The organism is Campylobacter concisus, assembly GCF_902460595.1.
In the GTDB taxonomy this organism is placed as follows: Bacteria; Campylobacterota; Campylobacteria; order Campylobacterales; family Campylobacteraceae; genus Campylobacter_A; species Campylobacter_A concisus_BL.
Genome location: NZ_CABPVA010000004.1, coordinates 16,408 through 33,710, shown reverse-complemented (window position 1 = coordinate 33,710; position 17,303 = coordinate 16,408). Strand labels below are relative to the sequence as shown.

Annotated in this window: 16 protein-coding genes and 1 pseudogene; 14 read left to right on the top strand and 3 right to left on the bottom strand. The window is 41.3% G+C overall.

The annotated features are described in order from the left end of the window. Positions 1–69: 69 nt before the first annotated feature. The 3 genes and pseudogenes from F3G86_RS07285 to F3G86_RS07275 form a co-directional block, all read right to left on the bottom strand. Positions 70–1,545, bottom strand: a complete 1,476-nt coding sequence (locus tag F3G86_RS07285) for an aldehyde dehydrogenase family protein (RefSeq protein WP_149723477.1) — start codon at positions 1,543–1,545, stop codon at positions 70–72. 126 nt (positions 1,546–1,671) lie between these two features. Next, positions 1,672–2,841 carry a sensor histidine kinase gene (locus F3G86_RS07280; RefSeq protein ID WP_149723476.1) on the bottom strand — a complete coding sequence of 390 codons (1,170 nt, stop codon included), beginning with the start codon at positions 2,839–2,841 and terminating at the stop codon, positions 1,672–1,674. Then, positions 2,834–2,956 (bottom strand): annotated as a pseudogene (locus F3G86_RS07275) (winged helix-turn-helix domain-containing protein); the annotation flags it as partial. The pseudogene F3G86_RS07275 and the gene F3G86_RS07280, both read right to left, overlap by 8 nt. A 193-nt stretch (positions 2,957–3,149) precedes the next feature. Between F3G86_RS07275 and F3G86_RS07270 the strand changes: the two are divergent. The 14 genes from F3G86_RS07270 (at position 3,150) to hypA (ending at position 17,264) form a co-directional block, all read left to right on the top strand. Beyond that, positions 3,150–4,295: a hydrogenase small subunit gene (locus F3G86_RS07270; RefSeq protein WP_002940950.1), complete on the top strand. Its 1,146-nt coding sequence runs from the start codon at positions 3,150–3,152 to the stop codon at positions 4,293–4,295. A gap of 9 nt (positions 4,296–4,304) precedes the next feature. Then, complete coding sequence (locus F3G86_RS07265) at positions 4,305–6,023, top strand: nickel-dependent hydrogenase large subunit (RefSeq protein ID WP_149723475.1); 1,719 nt, start codon at positions 4,305–4,307, stop codon at positions 6,021–6,023. 9 nt (positions 6,024–6,032) lie between these two features. Further along, on the top strand, positions 6,033–6,713 hold the full coding sequence (gene cybH / locus F3G86_RS07260; RefSeq protein ID WP_148784673.1) for a Ni/Fe-hydrogenase, b-type cytochrome subunit: 681 nt from the start codon (positions 6,033–6,035) through the stop codon (positions 6,711–6,713). Beyond that, on the top strand, positions 6,713–7,255 hold the full coding sequence (locus F3G86_RS07255) for a HyaD/HybD family hydrogenase maturation endopeptidase (RefSeq protein WP_021093168.1): 543 nt from the start codon (positions 6,713–6,715) through the stop codon (positions 7,253–7,255). Before cybH ends, F3G86_RS07255 begins: the two co-directional genes overlap by 1 nt. Then, positions 7,252–8,724 (top strand): hypothetical protein, encoded by a 1,473-nt coding sequence (locus F3G86_RS07250; protein WP_149723474.1) that lies wholly within the window; start codon positions 7,252–7,254, stop codon positions 8,722–8,724. The genes F3G86_RS07255 and F3G86_RS07250 overlap by 4 nt, the downstream gene beginning before the upstream one ends. Then, positions 8,708–10,933, top strand: coding sequence for a carbamoyltransferase HypF (gene hypF / locus F3G86_RS07245; protein ID WP_149723473.1), 2,226 nt, complete (start codon positions 8,708–8,710; stop codon positions 10,931–10,933). The genes F3G86_RS07250 and hypF overlap by 17 nt, the downstream gene beginning before the upstream one ends. A 45-nt stretch (positions 10,934–10,978) precedes the next feature. After that, a complete protein-coding gene (gene nikR, locus F3G86_RS07240) occupies positions 10,979–11,392 on the top strand; it encodes a nickel-responsive transcriptional regulator NikR (RefSeq protein ID WP_021085835.1) in 414 nt (137 codons plus the stop codon). Between the two features lie 363 nt (positions 11,393–11,755). Further along, on the top strand, positions 11,756–13,018 hold the full coding sequence (locus F3G86_RS07235; RefSeq protein ID WP_149723472.1) for a DUF2157 domain-containing protein: 1,263 nt from the start codon (positions 11,756–11,758) through the stop codon (positions 13,016–13,018). Further along, a complete protein-coding gene (locus F3G86_RS07230; protein WP_149723471.1) occupies positions 13,015–13,647 on the top strand; it encodes a GDYXXLXY domain-containing protein in 633 nt (210 codons plus the stop codon). The genes F3G86_RS07235 and F3G86_RS07230 overlap by 4 nt, the downstream gene beginning before the upstream one ends. Positions 13,648–13,770: 123 nt before the next feature. Continuing rightward, on the top strand, positions 13,771–14,583 hold the full coding sequence (gene hypB, locus F3G86_RS07225) for a hydrogenase nickel incorporation protein HypB (RefSeq protein ID WP_021093192.1): 813 nt from the start codon (positions 13,771–13,773) through the stop codon (positions 14,581–14,583). Then, positions 14,583–14,822: a HypC/HybG/HupF family hydrogenase formation chaperone gene (locus tag F3G86_RS07220; protein ID WP_009293878.1), complete on the top strand. Its 240-nt coding sequence runs from the start codon at positions 14,583–14,585 to the stop codon at positions 14,820–14,822. The genes hypB and F3G86_RS07220 overlap by 1 nt, the downstream gene beginning before the upstream one ends. Continuing rightward, positions 14,822–15,910: a hydrogenase formation protein HypD gene (hypD, locus tag F3G86_RS07215; RefSeq protein WP_149723470.1), complete on the top strand. Its 1,089-nt coding sequence runs from the start codon at positions 14,822–14,824 to the stop codon at positions 15,908–15,910. Before F3G86_RS07220 ends, hypD begins: the two co-directional genes overlap by 1 nt. 8 nt (positions 15,911–15,918) lie before the next feature. Continuing rightward, the gene (hypE, locus tag F3G86_RS07210; RefSeq protein ID WP_149723469.1) at positions 15,919–16,911 is read left to right on the top strand and encodes a hydrogenase expression/formation protein HypE; all 993 of its coding nucleotides are present in this window, start codon (positions 15,919–15,921) and stop codon (positions 16,909–16,911) included. Beyond that, the gene (gene hypA / locus F3G86_RS07205; protein ID WP_149723468.1) at positions 16,911–17,264 is read left to right on the top strand and encodes a hydrogenase maturation nickel metallochaperone HypA; all 354 of its coding nucleotides are present in this window, start codon (positions 16,911–16,913) and stop codon (positions 17,262–17,264) included. The genes hypE and hypA overlap by 1 nt, the downstream gene beginning before the upstream one ends. The last annotated feature ends 39 nt before the right edge of the window (positions 17,265–17,303 follow it).

Genomic DNA, 17,303 nt, shown 5'->3' with positions numbered 1-17,303 from the left:
TGCTGATAAATTTAGAAAGAAAAATTTATTTATGAAATTTAAAGCAGCAGGGGGCAAAACCCCCTAAAATCATTGTGCGTAAAAGCCGCTAACCTTGCCTGTGAGATCTATCATGATGTTTTTCATCTGAGTGTAGTGCTCAAGTATGATCTTGTGCGTCTCACGGCCGATACCTGAGTTTTTATATCCGCCAAATGGGCTGCCTGCTGGGATTTGATTATAAGTGTTGATCCAGACCCTGCCAGTCTCCATAGACCTTGCGACGCGAAGTGCTTTTGTGATGTCTTGCGTGAAAATTCCGCCACCAAGGCCGTATTCGCTGTCATTTACCATTTTGATAAGCTCTGCTTCATCTTTAAATTTGATGACGACGCCAACTGGTCCAAAAATTTCTTCTTGAGCCACTCTCATATCATTTGTCACATCAACTAGCAGCGTTGGCTCGACAAATGCGCCCTTGTCGCAACCATTTGCGGTGTAGGCTTTGCCGCCGACTGCCACTTTTGCACCTTCTTTTTTGCCGATCTCGACGTAGTTTAAGATTTGCTCAGCTTGTTTTTTATTGATCTGAGAGCCCATTTGAGTGCTAGGATCTAGTGGATCACCAACTTTTATGGTGCTAAATTTTTTAACCGCAGCCTCTATAAATTTCTCATAAAAGCTCTCTTCTACGAAAATTCTCGATCCCGCGCAGCAAACTTGACCTTGGTTAAACAAAATTCCAAGCTGAAGACCGTCAAGCGCTTTGTTTAAATTTGCGTCGCTAAAGAAGATATTTGCGCTCTTGCCGCCAAGCTCAAGTGTGGCTGGGATGATACGGCGAGCCGCAGCTATGGCGATATCACGGCCGATCTCGGTTGAGCCAGTAAATGCTAGCTTATCAAGTCCTGGGTGGTTTTTGATCCACTCGCCGCTCTTGCTGCCTCTGCCGGTTACTATGTTTATCAAACCTTTTGGCAAAATTTTATCTATCAGCCTAAATAGCTCAAGCACGCTTAGGCTTGTCTCGCTTGAAGGCTTAAACACGCTCGCATCGCCTGCTGCGATCACTGGAGCTAGCTTCCAAGCTGCCATTAGAAATGGAAAATTCCAAGGCACAATCTGACCCACGACGCCTATTGGCTCGCGTAAAACGATAGAGAGTTGCTTCTCATCAAGCACATTTGCGCTGCCTTCTTCACCCATGATAACGCCAGCAAAGTACCTAAAATGCTCGGCTGCAAAAGGGATATCGACATTTAGCGTCTCACGGATTGGCTTGCCGTTGTCCATGCTTTCAACTTTTGCGAGGTGCTCTTTGTGCTCATCGATGATATCAGCGATCTTGTTTAGCAGCTTTGCGCGCTCGCTAACTGTGGTGTGTTTAAATTTATTAAAAGCCTCACGTGCAGCACGAACTGCGTCATTTACATCTTCTTCAGTAGCGTCAGCGATCTTTGCAAGGTGCTCGCCGTTTGCTGGATTTTTGGCATCAAGTGTAGCGCCGTCTTTTGCGTCACGCCACTCACCATTTATGAAAAGCCTGTATTTTTCAAGTAGTTTCATACTTTTCTCCTTGATTAAGATTTTGTAAAAGGATTATAATATTAATAAAATTTATCAAAAATAAATTTTGGATATAAATTCTCTTTTTTAATAAATTTTATTATTTAGAGTAGGGTGGTTTTAAATTTAACTCTGCCAAGAGAGTGAAAACGTAGTCTCGCCATCAAGCTCGCTTTGGCATTTTACGGTGATGTTATTTTTCTTGCAGCACTCTTTGACTAAATTTAACCCTATGCCAAAGCCGCCTTGATCGTCGTTAAATCTCGTGTATCGATCAAAAATTTTCATCTGGTCCTCTTTACTGATGCCGCGTCCAGTGTTGCTTATGCTAAAGAAATTTGGCTCTAAAACGATGCTAACCTTTGAATTTGGCGCTGCGTATTTGGAGGCGTTGCTAAGGAGATTATCTAAAATTTTACTCACATCCTCAAGGTCTGCGTTTATGAAGCTTGGCTTTAGGCTAGCCTCTATCTTAAGTCCGCGTTTAGCAAAAAATGGCGAGAAGTAGCTAAGCCTTTGCGTGGTTAGTAAATTTAGATCGATTAGCTCTTTTTTGCTTGGTTTATCTAGGTTAAAGCTTAGATGAACGAGCGCGTCATAGATGCTGCCTAGGCTCTTTGCAGCAAGACTGATGTTGTTAAAACGCTTTAAATTTCGCTCATTTAGGTTGTTGCGATCAGCCGTTTCTATGCTCATCGAGATGACGCTTAGGGGCGTGTTTATCTCGTGAGTTGAGTCTTTTATGAAGTGATTTAGCGTATCTATCTTTTCATAAAGCGGTCTTAGGCTTAGTTTTGCGAGGTAAAAGGCGATGAAGAGCAGGGCGAAAAGGAAAAAGAGCGCCTTTAGTGTGGTCGAAATTTGCAAGGATAAAATTTCGCCGTTGATATTTTTGCCAACTAGAAAGATGTCTGCGCGTGCGAGCTCGTCTGTGGCGTTGTCCTCCATATACTGGATCTTTTCAAAGATCGCTACCTTGCCGTCTATCAAATTTACATTTTTGCCTTTGTTGATATTTTTGCACTCAAAATCTTTATAAATTTTCTCACCATTCTCCAGCACGATACAAGCATGTACGCCCTTTTCGTTTGTGAGGCTTGAGACCGAGTCTAGGCCATTCATCCTGGCTTTCATATATATGCCCATCTTGATCTCTTTTAGGCTTTTTACCTCGTTTAAGATGAGTGCTTCTTTTTTATTTTGGTAGTCGTGTATAAAAAAATAGCTCAAAAATAGCACAGAGCTAACAAGATAGAGGGATAAAATTTTAAATAAAATTTGCGTCTTTTCAGACATAGATGTAGCCGTCTCCACGCTTGTTTAAAATGGCATCTTTGCCTAAAATTTGGCGTAAATTTTTGATATATACACGAAGGCTAAGCTCGCTTGGCTCCTCGTCAAATTTCCAAATCATTTCTCAAAAATAGGATAAAATCTCGCTAAATATTATTTTATAGCATATTTTAAAGATATTGATAAAAGGCATTTAAAATTTTATTATTAAAATTTATTTAAATATAACTACTAATATTATAAAATAATTTTACTCTTTTTAAAACAAAGATACTATACATATAAAACAAATTTCAAATGAAGGAGCTTATATGAATAATGACTTGCGTCAAAAGATAAATAGACGCTTAAGCGAACTTAGTGCATTGCCTAAGATGAAAAATGACACTAGTATTGCGCAGCTTTTAAAAGATAAGGGCTTTACTAGGCGTGATTTTATGAAGTGGGCTGGTGCGATGACAGCTTTTATGGCATTGCCAAGTGCGATGACACCGATGGTTGCTCGCGCTGCTGAGCTAAGTGATAGGCTTCCTGTGATATGGCTTCACATGGCTGAGTGCACTGGCTGTAGCGAGGGCCTACTAAGAACTGACGCTCCAAGCATAGATAGTCTTATATTTGACTACATAAGCCTTGAATACCACGAAACTATCATGGCGGCTGCTGGCTGGCAAGCTGAAGAAAATTTAGAGCATGCGATAGAAAAATATAAAGGTAGATATATCTTGCTAGTTGAGGGCGGCGTCCCAACGGGAGCTACTGAACACTTTTTAACAGTCGGACCTCACGGCACAAGCGGCAAAACTCACGCTGTAAATGCCTCTGCTAACGCTGCTGCTATCTTTGCCATTGGCACCTGTTCTAGCTTTGGCGGTATCCAAGCAGCTAAGCCAAATCCAACAAATTCAGTCGGTCTTTCAAAGGTGACTGATAAGCCAGTCATAAACGTGCCAGGCTGTCCTCCAAGCGAGAAAAACATCGTTGGCAACGTGCTTCACTACTTGCTATTTGGCACCTTGCCTGCACTTGATGTTTATAACAGACCAAAATGGGCTTATGGCTTAAGAATTCACGATCTTTGCGAGAGACGTGGCCACTTTGACGCAGGCGAGTTTGTCCAAAGCTTTGGCGACGAGGGCGCAAAAAATGGCTACTGCTTATATAAAGTAGGCTGTAAAGGTCCATATACATTTAATAACTGCTCACGCGAGAGATTTAACCAGCATACATCATGGCCAGTTCAAGCAGGTCATGGCTGTATAGGCTGCTCAGAGCCAGACTTCTGGGATACGATGGGGCCATTTGAAGAGCCGATGGCTGATAGGCTATTTGACACTGTTTTAGGGCTTGGCGCTGATAATGTAAGTGATAAAATAGGCATTGGAATTTTAGCACTTGCTGGTATTGGCATAGCGGCTCACGCTGCACTAGCTTGTATGAGTAAAGATAAAGAATAAGGCGAAAAAATGAGTGAAAAAAGAATAGTAATAGACCCTATAACACGTATCGAAGGGCACTTAAGAATAGAAGTCGTAGTTGATGAAAACAACGTTGTCAAAGAGGCTTACTCTGGCTCAACTCTTTGGAGGGGCTTAGAGCAGATAGTAAAAAACAGAGACCCAAGAGATGCTGGCTTTTTCATGCAAAGAATTTGCGGTGTTTGCACATACTCGCACTACCGAGCAGGCATAGTCGCAGTTGAAAATGCCCTTGGCATCAAGCCTCCGCTAAATGCTGAGCTAACTAGAACGCTTATGAACGCAGCTTTATATCTTCACGATCACATCGTGCACTTTTATCAGCTTCACGGCATGGACTGGGCAGATGTCGTCTCTGCACTAAGCGCAGACGTGCATAAGGCTAGCGAGGAGGCGTTTAAATACACAAGCACGCCATTTGCAACAGGAGCTGATAAGCTAAAAGAGGTAAAAGAGAGGGTTGAAGCCTTTGTTAAAAAGGGCAACCTTGGACCATTTGCCAACGCATACTGGGGACATAGCACATATAAATTTACTCCTGAGCAAAATTTAATCGTCCTCTCTCACTACTTAGAGTGCTTGAGAATTCAAAGAACAGCAGCTCAGATGATGGCTATCTTTGGTGCGAAAAACCCACATCCACAAAGTCTAACAGTTGGTGGCGTGACCTGCGTGATGGATCTTATGGATCCAGCTAGAATGGGCGAATATATGAGTAAATTTGCCGAGATAAAAGAATTTGTCGATAGAGCTTACTATCCAGACATTTTGATGGCGGCTAAGGCTTATGCAAATGAGCCAAGCGTTTTAAACGACGTTGGCGTATCAAATTTATTCTGCTACGATGAGTTTTTGATCGGCAAAAATGACCATCTATTTAAAGGCGGTATCATCTTAAATGGCGATCTTAGCAAGGTTTATGATATAGACGAAGAGAAGATCACAGAAGAGGCGACAAGGGCTTGGTATAAAAATGACAAAGCACTTCACCCTTATGACGGCGAGACAGAGGCAAACTATACTGGCCTTGTTGATGGCGAGAGCATAGACGGCGAGGGCAAGCTAGCTCACAGCAAGCTTTTTGACACAAAGGGCAAATATAGCTGGATCAAAGCGCCAAGATATGATGGCATGCCTATGCAAGTAGGACCGATCGCAAGCATCGTCATAAACTATGCTAAAGGCAACGAGAGAGTTAAAAAAGTAGTCGATGAGTTTTTAGCAAAGAGTGGCTTGCCACTAAGTGCAGTCTTTTCAACTCTAGGCAGAACTGCTGCTCGTATGCTTGAAGCAAAAGTGGTCGCAGAGCACACAATGGACGCATTTAATGCCTTGATCGAAAATTTAAAGACAGATCAAGAGACCTGCGCAAAATATGTCATAGATAATGGCAAAGAGTATAAAGGTCACTTCAAAGGCAACGCTCCAAGAGGCGCGCTAAGCCACTGGTGCCGCATAAAAGATGGCGTCATCTCAAACTGGCAAGCAGTCGTGCCAAGCACTTGGAACGCCTCTCCAAAAGATGCGCAAAACAAGATGGGCAGCTACGAGGCGTGCTTAGTTGGTATGAATATCGCTGATCTTTCAAAACCACTTGAGATAATACGAAAAATTCACTCTTACGACCCTTGCATCGCATGTGCCGTGCATGTTATGGACACGAAGGGAAATGATTTGAGTACTTATAAGATAAATCCAAATTTGTAAGGAGAAAAGATGTCACATAAAAATCCTGACAGGATCAGCGAATATGAATTCTCCATCGGCGTTAGGCTGACACACTGGATTAGATTTGTAGCTATCACGCTTTTGATTGTGAGCGGCTACTACATCTCTTATGTCTTTATGAGTCCAGAGATCACGAGCGAGCCTACAAATTTCATGCAAGCAAAGTGGCGTTTGGCTCACCAGGTCGCTGGCTTTGTGCTAATAGCGGTATTTATCTTTAAATTCTATCTATTTGTCTTTGATAAACACAGCAAAAAAGAGTGGATGAGTGTGCTTGACTTTTTAAGTCCAAAAGTTTGGATCGCACAGATAAAGTACTACATCTTTATGGGGCCACACCCACATTTAAGGGGCGTTTATAACCCATTGCAGTTTGCCTCATACTTTTTCTTTTACGTCATCTTAGCACTCATCTGCCTAACTGGCCTAGTGCTTTACGCTCACGTTTATCACAATGGACTTGGCGGAGCGATCTACGAGCCAGCAAGATACTTTGAGGAGCTTATGGGCGGACTAGCAAATGTTAGAACGATACATAGAATTTGCATGTGGATCATCATGATATTTGTGCCGATTCACGTTTATATGGCGATATTTAACGCCGTTAAAGGCAAAAATGGAGCGATGGACGCCATCGTTAGTGGCTATAAATTTGTAAAAGAACACTGATGAGAGTGCTAGTTCTTGGCATCGGCAACGTTATGTTTGCTGATGAGGGCATAGGTGTTCATTTTGTAAATTTGATGGCTAAAAACTATAAATTTACAAGCTCTAAAAACGAACTTACATTAATGGACGGGGGCACTTTAGCCCTCGCTCTAACTCACATAATAAGCGAATTTGACTATCTTATTGTCGTTGATTGCATTAGCGCAAATGGCGCAAGTGTGGGCGATGTTTATTTTTTCGACTTTCTAAACGTACCAAATTTTATCAGCTGGGACGGCTCGGCTCACGAGATCGAGATGCTCCAAACCCTTCATCTAATGGAGCTTGCAGGCGACAGGCCGACAACCAAAATCTTAGGCATCGTGCCTAGCCGCATAGAGTCATCAAATTTTAGCCTCTCAGATGAGGTGATAAAAGCTTCTAACATCCTAGAAAAAACGCTACTTGAACACTTAAAAGAGCTTGATTTTAAGTGCGAAAAGGTGGCAAATTTCACCCTAAATGACACCCTCGATGACTACGCCAAAAAAGGTTTAAAATGATACTTGCTTTTAAATTTGACTGCTTTAAAGACCCAGCTTTTTTGGCACCATTTTTACGCTCATTAGCTGGGGAGCTTAAGCACTCCATAAGCTGCAAAAATGATCAAATTTGCCTAAAGGTAAGTGGCTCTGTTGAGGAGCTTAGCGCCCTAGCGGACAGAGCTAGCATTATCTTGCCTTATAGCCTTTTTATAAAGCATAGCGAGGTCGATGTAGCAGATGAGCTTGACGTAACAGGTGAAATTAAAAAGATAAAATTTGGCACGCTTAGCCCATCTCAAGCTGCAGCATTTTTGGCTAATGGCAAGGCTATTTTAAATGAAAGTGGCGTGCTCTCTTTTTGTAAATTTGATGGCGAGATAACGCTTGATGATTTTAATGAAAAGCTTAATACTTGCCTAAATTTACTGCAAAATGGCAAGAGCGTTTGCATAGAGCAAGATAAAAATTTATATGAAATTTCTCTTGGGGTAAAATTTGATGCAAATTTCTTGATGCCTGTAAATTTAAAGCAGCTACCAAAAATTTTTATAGCTGGTGATAGGGCGCAGATCGCGCTTGCTAGCTTTGAAAAGCCACTTTTGGCACTAAAAACGACAGCCATTTATAGGCAAAATCACGAGGGCGCACCGCTATTTTTTGACGTGATGGCGCCAAATGACCTTTTTCTTTACGCCCTTTGCGAGCAACTAAATCAAGATGGCTTTAGCTTTTTAAGCGTTGCTGTAAAGGAGCAAAAAAGCGCTCTTTCAAGGCTTGCTTTGCTTGAAAATAGCGCACTTTTAAGCCCATTTTTTTATACAAAAGATGAGGAATTTGAGCTTAGCTATTTGGGCGAAGTGGCTTTGGGGCTAAAATTTAGCAAATTTAGCGATGATGAAATTTGCCTGCTTTCAAAATCAAGCAAAACGCAGCTTCTATTTTTACCAAAATTTAGTAGCTTTGAAGAAATTTATGAGCTCATAAGAGCTGAGGATGGCGGCGAAAGACTACTTGAAAACTTTAGTAAAGAGCGCGCCTTGCCAAGCGGCAAATTTAGACCAAACGCTAGCTTTTTCTCGCTATTTTGCATAGCTGGACGCTTGCTTGGCTTAAGTGATGAGTTTAAAAAAGCAGGGGAGAATTTGCTTCTTATGGCAGCTGATTTTAGCGGTCAAAAGGGCGTTAGAATCGATTATAAGATGAAAGATGACTTTGGTTTAGACGGGGTTAAGTTTGTAAAAAGTATTATTTCATTTATCCTTGCTGGCGCTGGAGAGAAGAATATCAGCTTTGGTTGCACCGAGTCTTTGGCGCATTTTTTGAGCGATTTTAGCTATGAAAAACGAGATAAATTTAAGATCAAAAATGTTACTTTAAGCGGGGATTTATTTTATAATAAGGTAGTTAGCAACTTGATAAAAAAGCACCTAAACCCAAATATAAAAACAAATTTTGACCCCGGATTTGGCGTTGAGATCAAGCTTTAGATATGAGATCAAAGGCTTAGTTCAAGGCGTAGGTTTTAGACCTTTTGTCTATACTTTAGCGGATAAATTTAAGCTTGTTGGCGAAATTTACAATGATGACGAGGGCGTGAAGCTAAATTTTAGTGGCGAAGAGGCTAGCTTTGTGGCTTTTGAAAAAGAGCTTTATGAGAAGCTACCAGCCCTTGCTAGGATCGATGAACTAAAGAAATTTAAGATAGATCAAATTTATGAAAAACTTGAGATCATCGCCTCAAAATCAGCCACCAAACAAGCGCCTATTTTGCCTGATTACGCACTTTGCGATGACTGCTTGCGCGAGTTTTATGACCCCACAAATCCACGCTACAAATATCCATTTATAAACTGCACCAACTGCGGACCGAGATTTTCGATCATCAAAGCATTGCCTTATGACAGGGTAAATACGACGATGAATGAGTTTAAGATGTGTAAATTTTGCGAAAGCGAATATAAAGATCCGCTTAATCGCCGCTACCACGCAGAGCCGATCTCTTGCCCAAACTGCGGACCAAAACTCTATCTAAAAGATAAATTTGGCAAAGTCTTGGCTAGTAAAAACGAAGCAGCCAAAGAGGCGGCTAGGCTCATAAACGAGGGCAAAATTTTAGCCATTAAAGGGCTTGGTGGCTTTCATCTGGTTTGCGACGCGACAAATGAAGCCGCAGTTTGCGAACTAAGAGCCAGAAAGCACCGCCCAAGCAAGCCCTTTGCTATGATGAGTAAAAATTTACAAAACGCTAGAGAGATAGCGCAAATTTCAGAGGCTGAGGCGAAGCTACTTACTTCAAATTTAAAGCCGATCGTCTTGCTTGAAGCAAAAAATGGCTCAAATATCGCAAAAAGTGTCGCACCAAATTTAAATAAGCTTGGCGTTATGCTCGCATTTAGCGGCATACATCTTTTGCTATTTGACAACTTAGAACACGACATCATCGCAACTAGTGCAAACATCTCAGGCGAGGTTGTGATAAAAGATGAGAGCGAGCTAAGAGAAAAACTAGGCGAGGTCATAGACTTTTACCTTGATCACGACCGAGAAATTTACTCGCCAAGTGACGACAGTATCGCATTTTGCGTTGGAGATGAGACAATTTTTACAAGGACAAGTCGCGGGCTAAATCCAAATTTCATCCATACAAATTTCAAGCAAAAAGGGACATTTTTAGCCCTTGGAGCAGAGCTAAAAAGCTCATTTTGTATCTATAAAGACGGTCTTTTGATGGTTAGTCCATATATCGGCGATCTAAAAAATGTGGCAACTTTTGATAGGTTTAAGGATATTTTTACCCTTTTTGAAACGACTTATGATCTAAAAATAGACAAAGTTATAGCCGATCTGCATCCAAATTTTTTAAATACAAAATGGGCGAAGGATCAGGGCTTTGAGCTAGTTCATCTGCAGCACCACTATGCGCATTTGCTAAGTGTGATCTTTGAAAATGATTTGCCAGACAAAGAGTATCTTGGCTTTTGTTTTGACGGCACTGGATACGGGGAGGATGGCAAAATTTGGGGTGGCGAGGTCTTTAGGCTTGATAAAAAAAGCTACAAGAGAGTTTATCACTTTGATGAATTTAGCTTATTTGGCGGCGAAAATAGCATAAAAAATATCTATCTCATCGCTTATTCTATTATTTTGAAGTATGAGCTTGAGGACGAGGGGCGTAAATTTTTAGTAAATTTTGATGAAAAGATGCTTCGAAATTTCAAGATAATGGAGCAAAAGGGGCTAAATTTAGTAAAAACTAGCTCGGTTGGTAGGATATTTGACGCATTTGGTGCGATAATATGTGGCATATCTCACTCTAGTTTTGAGGGCGAAAGCGGCATGAGGCTTGAGGCGCTTTATGATAAAAATTTAGATGCGTGTTACAAATTTAGCCTAAATGACGGAGTTATCGGCTTTAAAGAGGCCTTTAAAAGTGCTTTAAAAGATGAGCCAAGAGTGGCTGCAACGGCATTTATAAATGGCATGGCTGATATTATTTTTGAAATTTCTAAAAATGAGAAAAAAGAGATTTTATTAAGTGGCGGAGTTTTTCAAAATAAGACTTTGCTTGAGCTTATTTACAAAAAATTTACTGAAGCAAATTTGAAATTTTATATCAATAAGAAATTCTGCAGTAACGATTCTAACGTAAATTTAGGGCAAATTTATTATTATTTATCCACATTTTCTAATAAGTGATGTATAATGATTATAAACGGTAATCAAACGAGAAAGGAGCAAAAAATGGATAGTGTTATACGTTTTAGTGTTTCTTTGCCTAGTCAATTACTAGACGAACTAGATAGAAAAGTTAGCGAACAAGGCTACGCTTCTAGGAGTGAATTTACAAGGGATTTGATCCGTGAAAAGATCGTAAACGATAGCTGGAAGGACGCTAACGAGGAGTTGATTGGGGTTTTGACGCTCATTTATGTGCATCATCACAACGATTTGGTGAATAAAAAAATGGATATCGAGCATGACTCTGATGTGAAGATCATCTGCACAAATCACGTTCATGTCGATCACCACAACTGCTTAGAAACGATCTCGATAAGAGGTGAGGCTAGCAAGATTGAGCGCTTTGCTGATAGGATTGCTGGCTTAAAGGGTGTTAAGTTTTCTAAACTTACAAAGGCCGCTGTGCCTAAATTTTAAGCTAAAAGCTTTTTTGGCTCTTAAATTTAGGTTTTTTGAAAAAAGCTAGCAGCGCTTACTTGGCTGCAGAGCTTGTCTTATTTTGTCTTTTTGGTAGTTTTTAGCAGTTTTTGTGATCCATTTTTGCAAATTGATAGCGGGTTTTGCTATTTCTTGCTTGCCTGATATCTTTTTTGCGGCGAAAGTTTGATGACCGTTTGTTTTTTACTTGGGCTTTGGCTAAAGCTAAATTTGCAAAAGCCCGCCCAAGTTTTTTTGGCTTTTTAAATTTCTCCCTTTTTTTGCTTTATTTTTGTTCTAGCATTTTTGGCGCTTGTATGCTATCATTAGCCACAAAAAAATGTCATTTAAAGAGAATGAAAGATGAATTTTTACAATAGAAATTTTCTAGCCAAAGAGCTAGATCGCTGGCAAAAAGAGGATGTGATCGATAAGGCCACCGCTTTAAAAATAGCAAATTTATATGATATAGATATAAACGCTCATAGCGAGAAGACTAGCTTTATATTAAAGTTGGTTGCCTATCTCTTTTTTGCGCTGGCATTTTTTACCCTAGTTGGAGCTTACTGGGAGGAGATACCAAGGATGGGGCGCCTTGTCATCATCTTTGGCGTGCTTGCTCTTTTAAATTTTGGCGGAGTTTATTATCTTAAAAAGGGCAAAGATAAGCTTGGCACAGCCACGCTCTTTTTGGGAAATTTCTGCTACGGAGCTGCCATAGCGCTTATCGCTCAAATTTATAACATCAGCGACGAGCCAAGCGGTGGTGTTTTGCTCTGGAGCGTTGGAGCGATGGCACTCTCTTTTGCTAGCAAAAAGGGTCTGCTAGTGGCTCAAAGCCTTGTTTTTGCGACGATCTGGTTTGTTTTAAAGGGTATGGATGGCGAGTTTGCTTATGAATTTATCGTCTTTATAGCCCTTGGCGCCTACACGCTTTATAAAAGTGACTCTATTTTTCTTGCTACCATGCTTTTAGCGGATATATTTTTCTACATCGTTTCGCTTTGCGCTAGGATCAGTGGGTTTAATGAATTTTATGGCTATGATCTTATGTTTAGAGCGCCGATGGCTGCTACTTTATCACTCTCATACGCACTTTTACTTGTCGCGCTCTTTGGCGCGTTAGCTGGCTTTAGAGATAGACTGGCGCACCTTGTAAAAGGCTTTGGCAAGTATCTTGGTATCATTATCTTGATCGTTTGCCTGATAGCTTATGCAAATGGCGATATCTACGAGCTGGAAGAAGATAAATTTTGGTTTGCAAAAGCATTTTTTTATAGCAGTTTTGGCAAGGTTTTTGCCGTATTTAGCATCGCTAGCATTGCGCTATTTTTCAAAGAGAAAAACAAAAGTGGCTTGCTTCTTGGCTTGATACTCTTTGCGTTGCCATTTGTCTTTAGCTTAGGCGTTGGATATGCAAATATCTTCTTCTCGCTAGCAAACATCATCGTTGCAGCCGTGCTTATCAAAAATGGCGAGCTAGCACTTGGACTATGCATGATATTCTTAGTTGCGGTGGTTAGATACTTTGAGTTAATAGGCGATTATTTGGGGGCTACGGCGCTATTTATCGTCTTTGCCTTCGTCGTGCTCGCAGTCGCTGCTAAAAAAGGACGTACAAAATGAAGATAAGATCACTGATACTAGCCATAATCTTTCAAATTTTACTAATAATTGCGATGCTTGCATACGCGCTCATGCCACTTTACCTTGGAAAAGAGGTAAAAGTGAGGGTAAAACTTTACGATCCAAGGGATCTCTTTCGCGGAAACTACGTGAGCTTGAGCTATGACTTTTCAAATCTGCAGCAGTCTAAATTTGATGAAAAAACTGGCGTTGAGATATATATATATGATAGAAATTTCTCAAAAAATGATGAAATTTACGCCATTTTAAAGCAAGATGCGAATGCCACTTACGTTTTTGACAAATTTAGCTTTACCAAGCCAAAAGATGCTCTTTTTCTAGCTGGCAAATTTGATGGATATTCATTTGTAAAATATGGCATCGAAGAGTTTTACATGCCAACTAAAAAGGCGCAGCAAACCGAACGAGAGATGATGGATCAAGATGTGGATGCTGTTGCTGTTTTGATGGTGATGGATGATGGCAGAGCAAGGCTAAAAGATCTCATCATCACACCAAATGGCAAAAAAAGAAATAGCGATGAAAATTTTGATGAAAATAGCTACACAGATGATAACGAGAGCATTGAAGAGCTAGATAAAAACATTCGCTTGCAAGATCAAAGGTAAATTTAAAGGTTAATTAAAAAACGGGTTAATTTATCTCATTTGCATAAAATGCCCTTAAATTTTAATTTTATTTTTAAATTTAAGCGTTAAAATCTCTGAAAATTAATAAAAAAGGATAAGAAAATGTGTAAAGACTGCGGTTGTTCAATGGGTAATCACGCCCATACTCACACTCATGCTGACGGCACCACTCACTCACACCCACACACTCACGACGGGCATACAGATCACGCTCATGACGCACACGAGCATAGCCACGAGGCTCACGCACACCCTGTGCTAAACGAGAGCAAAACCATAGACGTGATAGAGAAAATTCTATCTGAAAACGACAAAGAGGCCGCTCACAACAGAGCGCATCTTGATGAGAAAAAGATACTTTGTGTAAATTTGATGAGTAGCCCAGGCGCTGGCAAGACCACGCTTTTAGAGGCTACGATAAAGGCTGGTAAATTTAAGATAGGCGTTGTCGAGGGCGATCTTGAAACCAATCAAGATGCCGACCGCATAGTAAAGGCTGGCGCAAAAGCTCATCAGATAAGCACAGGTCAGACCTGCCACTTAGACGCATTTATGGTACATGAGGGGCTTCATCACCTACCACTAAATGAGCTTGATCTAGTCTTTATAGAAAATGTTGGAAATTTAGTCTGTCCTGCAAGCTACGATGTTGGCTCGCACTTTAATGCTGTGCTTCTTTCAGTGCCAGAGGGCGATGATAAGGTGAGTAAATATCCAGTGATGTTTAGGGCTGCTGACGTGCTTCTCATCACAAAAGCTTCGCTTGCGCCACACTTTGACTTTGACATCGAGCGAGTGAAAAACGACGCTAGAAAGCTAAATCCAAAGGTCGATATCTTTGTGGTAGATAGCAAAACAGGCGAGGGCATCGATAAATGGATAAGTTATTTGGAATTTAAAAAAGAGCTAAGATAATGTGTCTTTCGATCCCTTCAAAAGTAATAGAAATAGATGAAAACAACGTTGCTACCGTTGAAACCTTGGGCGTTACTAGAAAGGTAAGCCTAGATCTTATCTCTGAAGAGGTAAAAGTGGGCGAATACGTGCTAATCCACGTTGGATATGCTATGCAAAAGATCGATACGCAGTTTGCGCTGGAGAGCTTGGAGGTCTATCAAAAGATCGCTGAGGATATGGACGCGGGGAAAATTTGATGGATCTTATCAATGACTTTCGCGATAAAAATTTAATCCTTGCCCTTTCAAAACTCATACAAAAAGAGAGCGTAAAACCGCTAAATATCATGGAAATTTGCGGCGGTCACACGCATAGCATTATGAAATTTGCACTGCCAAGTTTGGTTGGAGAGCATATAAATTTCGTCCACGGCCCAGGCTGTCCGGTCTGTGTGATGCCAAAGAGCCGCATAGACGAGGCCTGTAAGCTTGCTAGCATGGATAATGTGATCTTTTGCACGCTAGCTGACATGCTAAGAGTGCCTGGCTCAAAGACAAGCTTGCAAAAGCTTCGTGGCGAGGGGCATGATATAAGGGCACTTTACACGCCACTTGATGCGCTAAATTTAGCCCAGCAAAACCCAGACAAAAAGGTCATATTTTTTGCCATTGGCTTTGAGACTACAACGCCGATGAGCGCAAATTTGGTCGAAAAGACAGTGCAGCAGGGCGTTAAAAATTTATATTTTCATATAAATCACGTAACCGTCCCAGCTCCAGTTAGAGCTATAATGAGCGATCAAAACGTAAGAATAGACGCATTTTTGGGGCCAAGCCACGTGAGTGTCATCACTGGAAGCAAAATTTACAAAGAGTTAGCAGATGAGTTTAAAAGACCAATCGCCATTAGCGGTTTTGAGCCGCTTGACATCATGGCAAGTGTGCTAAATTTAGTCCGTCAGCAAAACGCAGGCACTTATGAAGTCTATAACGAGTACGCAAGGGCGGTCAAAGAAGATGGCAACTTAAGAGCAAAAGAGCTCATAGCTAAGTATTTTGAGCCGTGCGACTTTGTCTGGAGAGGCCTTGGCGAGATAGCGCAAAGCGGCATGAAGCTAAAAGATGAGTTTGCCTATCTTGACGCTAGAGTGCAGTTTGACTGCAGCGTAGAGAGCGCTGGCGAGAGCAAGGCTTGCATTTGCGGGCAAATTTTAAGAGGGCTAGCAAAGCCGACTGACTGCAAAGTCTTTGGCAAGGTCTGCAACCCGCAAAATCCGATAGGATCGTGCATGGTCTCAAGTGAGGGTGCTTGTGCGGCATATTTTAAATACGCAAGAGTTGGTTAAGGAATTTAATGAAAAAGATAATGCTAAGCCACGGCGGCGGCGGCGAGGAGATGAACTCGCTTATAAACGAGACGATATTTAAAATTTTTGATAATGAAATTTTAAGGCAGAGCAACGACTCAGCGATATTAAATTTAAACGGCAAGATCGCATTTAGCTCCGATAGCTTTGTGGTAACTCCCATTTTTTTTAATGGCGGCGACATCGGCAAGATCGCAGCTTGTGGCACTATAAACGACCTAGCGATGGTTGGAGCAAGCGCAAAATACCTAAGCTGCTCGCTCATCATCGAAGAGGGGCTAAGCATAGAGGAGCTTGAAAAGGTGCTTGGCTCACTTGCAAAAATTTGCAAAGAGAGCGGCGTGAGCGTAGTTTGTGGCGATACAAAGGTCGTGCCAAAGGGCAAATGCGACAAAATTTTCATAAACACAGCAGGCATCGGCGAGATAGTTTGCGAGGGCGTGGAGCTTAAAAATTTAAAAGCAGGGGCAAAAATTTTAATCTCTGGAGATGTTGGCAGACACGGCGGTGTGGTGCTTGCAGCAAGGGAGGAATTTGAGCTTGGGCTTGATCTAAAAAGTGACTGCAAGAGCCTAAAAGAGGTTGTCTTAAAGCTACTTAGCGCTGGTATAAAACCGCAGTGCATGCGTGACGCGACTAGGGGCGGACTAAGTGCGGTGCTAAATGAGTGGGCTAAATTTAGCAAATTTGACATCTTAGTTTTTGAAGAAAATATCAAGGTGGCAGACGAAGTGATGGGCGTTTGTGAGCTCTTTGGTTTTGAGCCTTATGAGCTTGCAAATGAGGGCACTTTTGTGATGGCTGTTGATGAGAGCCAGGCTGAGGACGCGCTTAAAATTTTAAGAGAATTTGATCAAAATGCGATGATAATAGGCGAGGTTTTGCAGGCAAAAAACGAGCGCGTTATCATCGAAAACGCCTATAAATCAAGAAGATTTCTCGAGCCGCCAAAGGGCGAGCTACTACCAAGGATCTGCTAATGCACGAGCTTAGTATCGTTCAAAATTTAGTTAGCCTTTGCGAGAAAAATGCCGCCAAAGAAAACGCCAAAGAAAACGCCAAAGAGATAAGCAAGATCGAGATAAAAGTTGGCCGCTTAAGCGGAGTGGAGCCACACTATCTAGAGAGTGCCTTTGATGTTTATAAGGCTGGCACGATCTGTGAAAACGCCGAGCTTGTGATAAATTTGCAAGGCATTGTGATCGAGTGCTTGGATTGTGGATTTGGCGGGGAGCTTAGCGAAAATGACTTCACCTGCCCAAAGTGCAAAAGCCAAAATTTAAAGGTGACTGACGGCGAAGATATGTATCTAATGCGCCTTGAGATGAAGTGAATTTTACATATTATAATGCGTAAAATTTTATGATTTTAT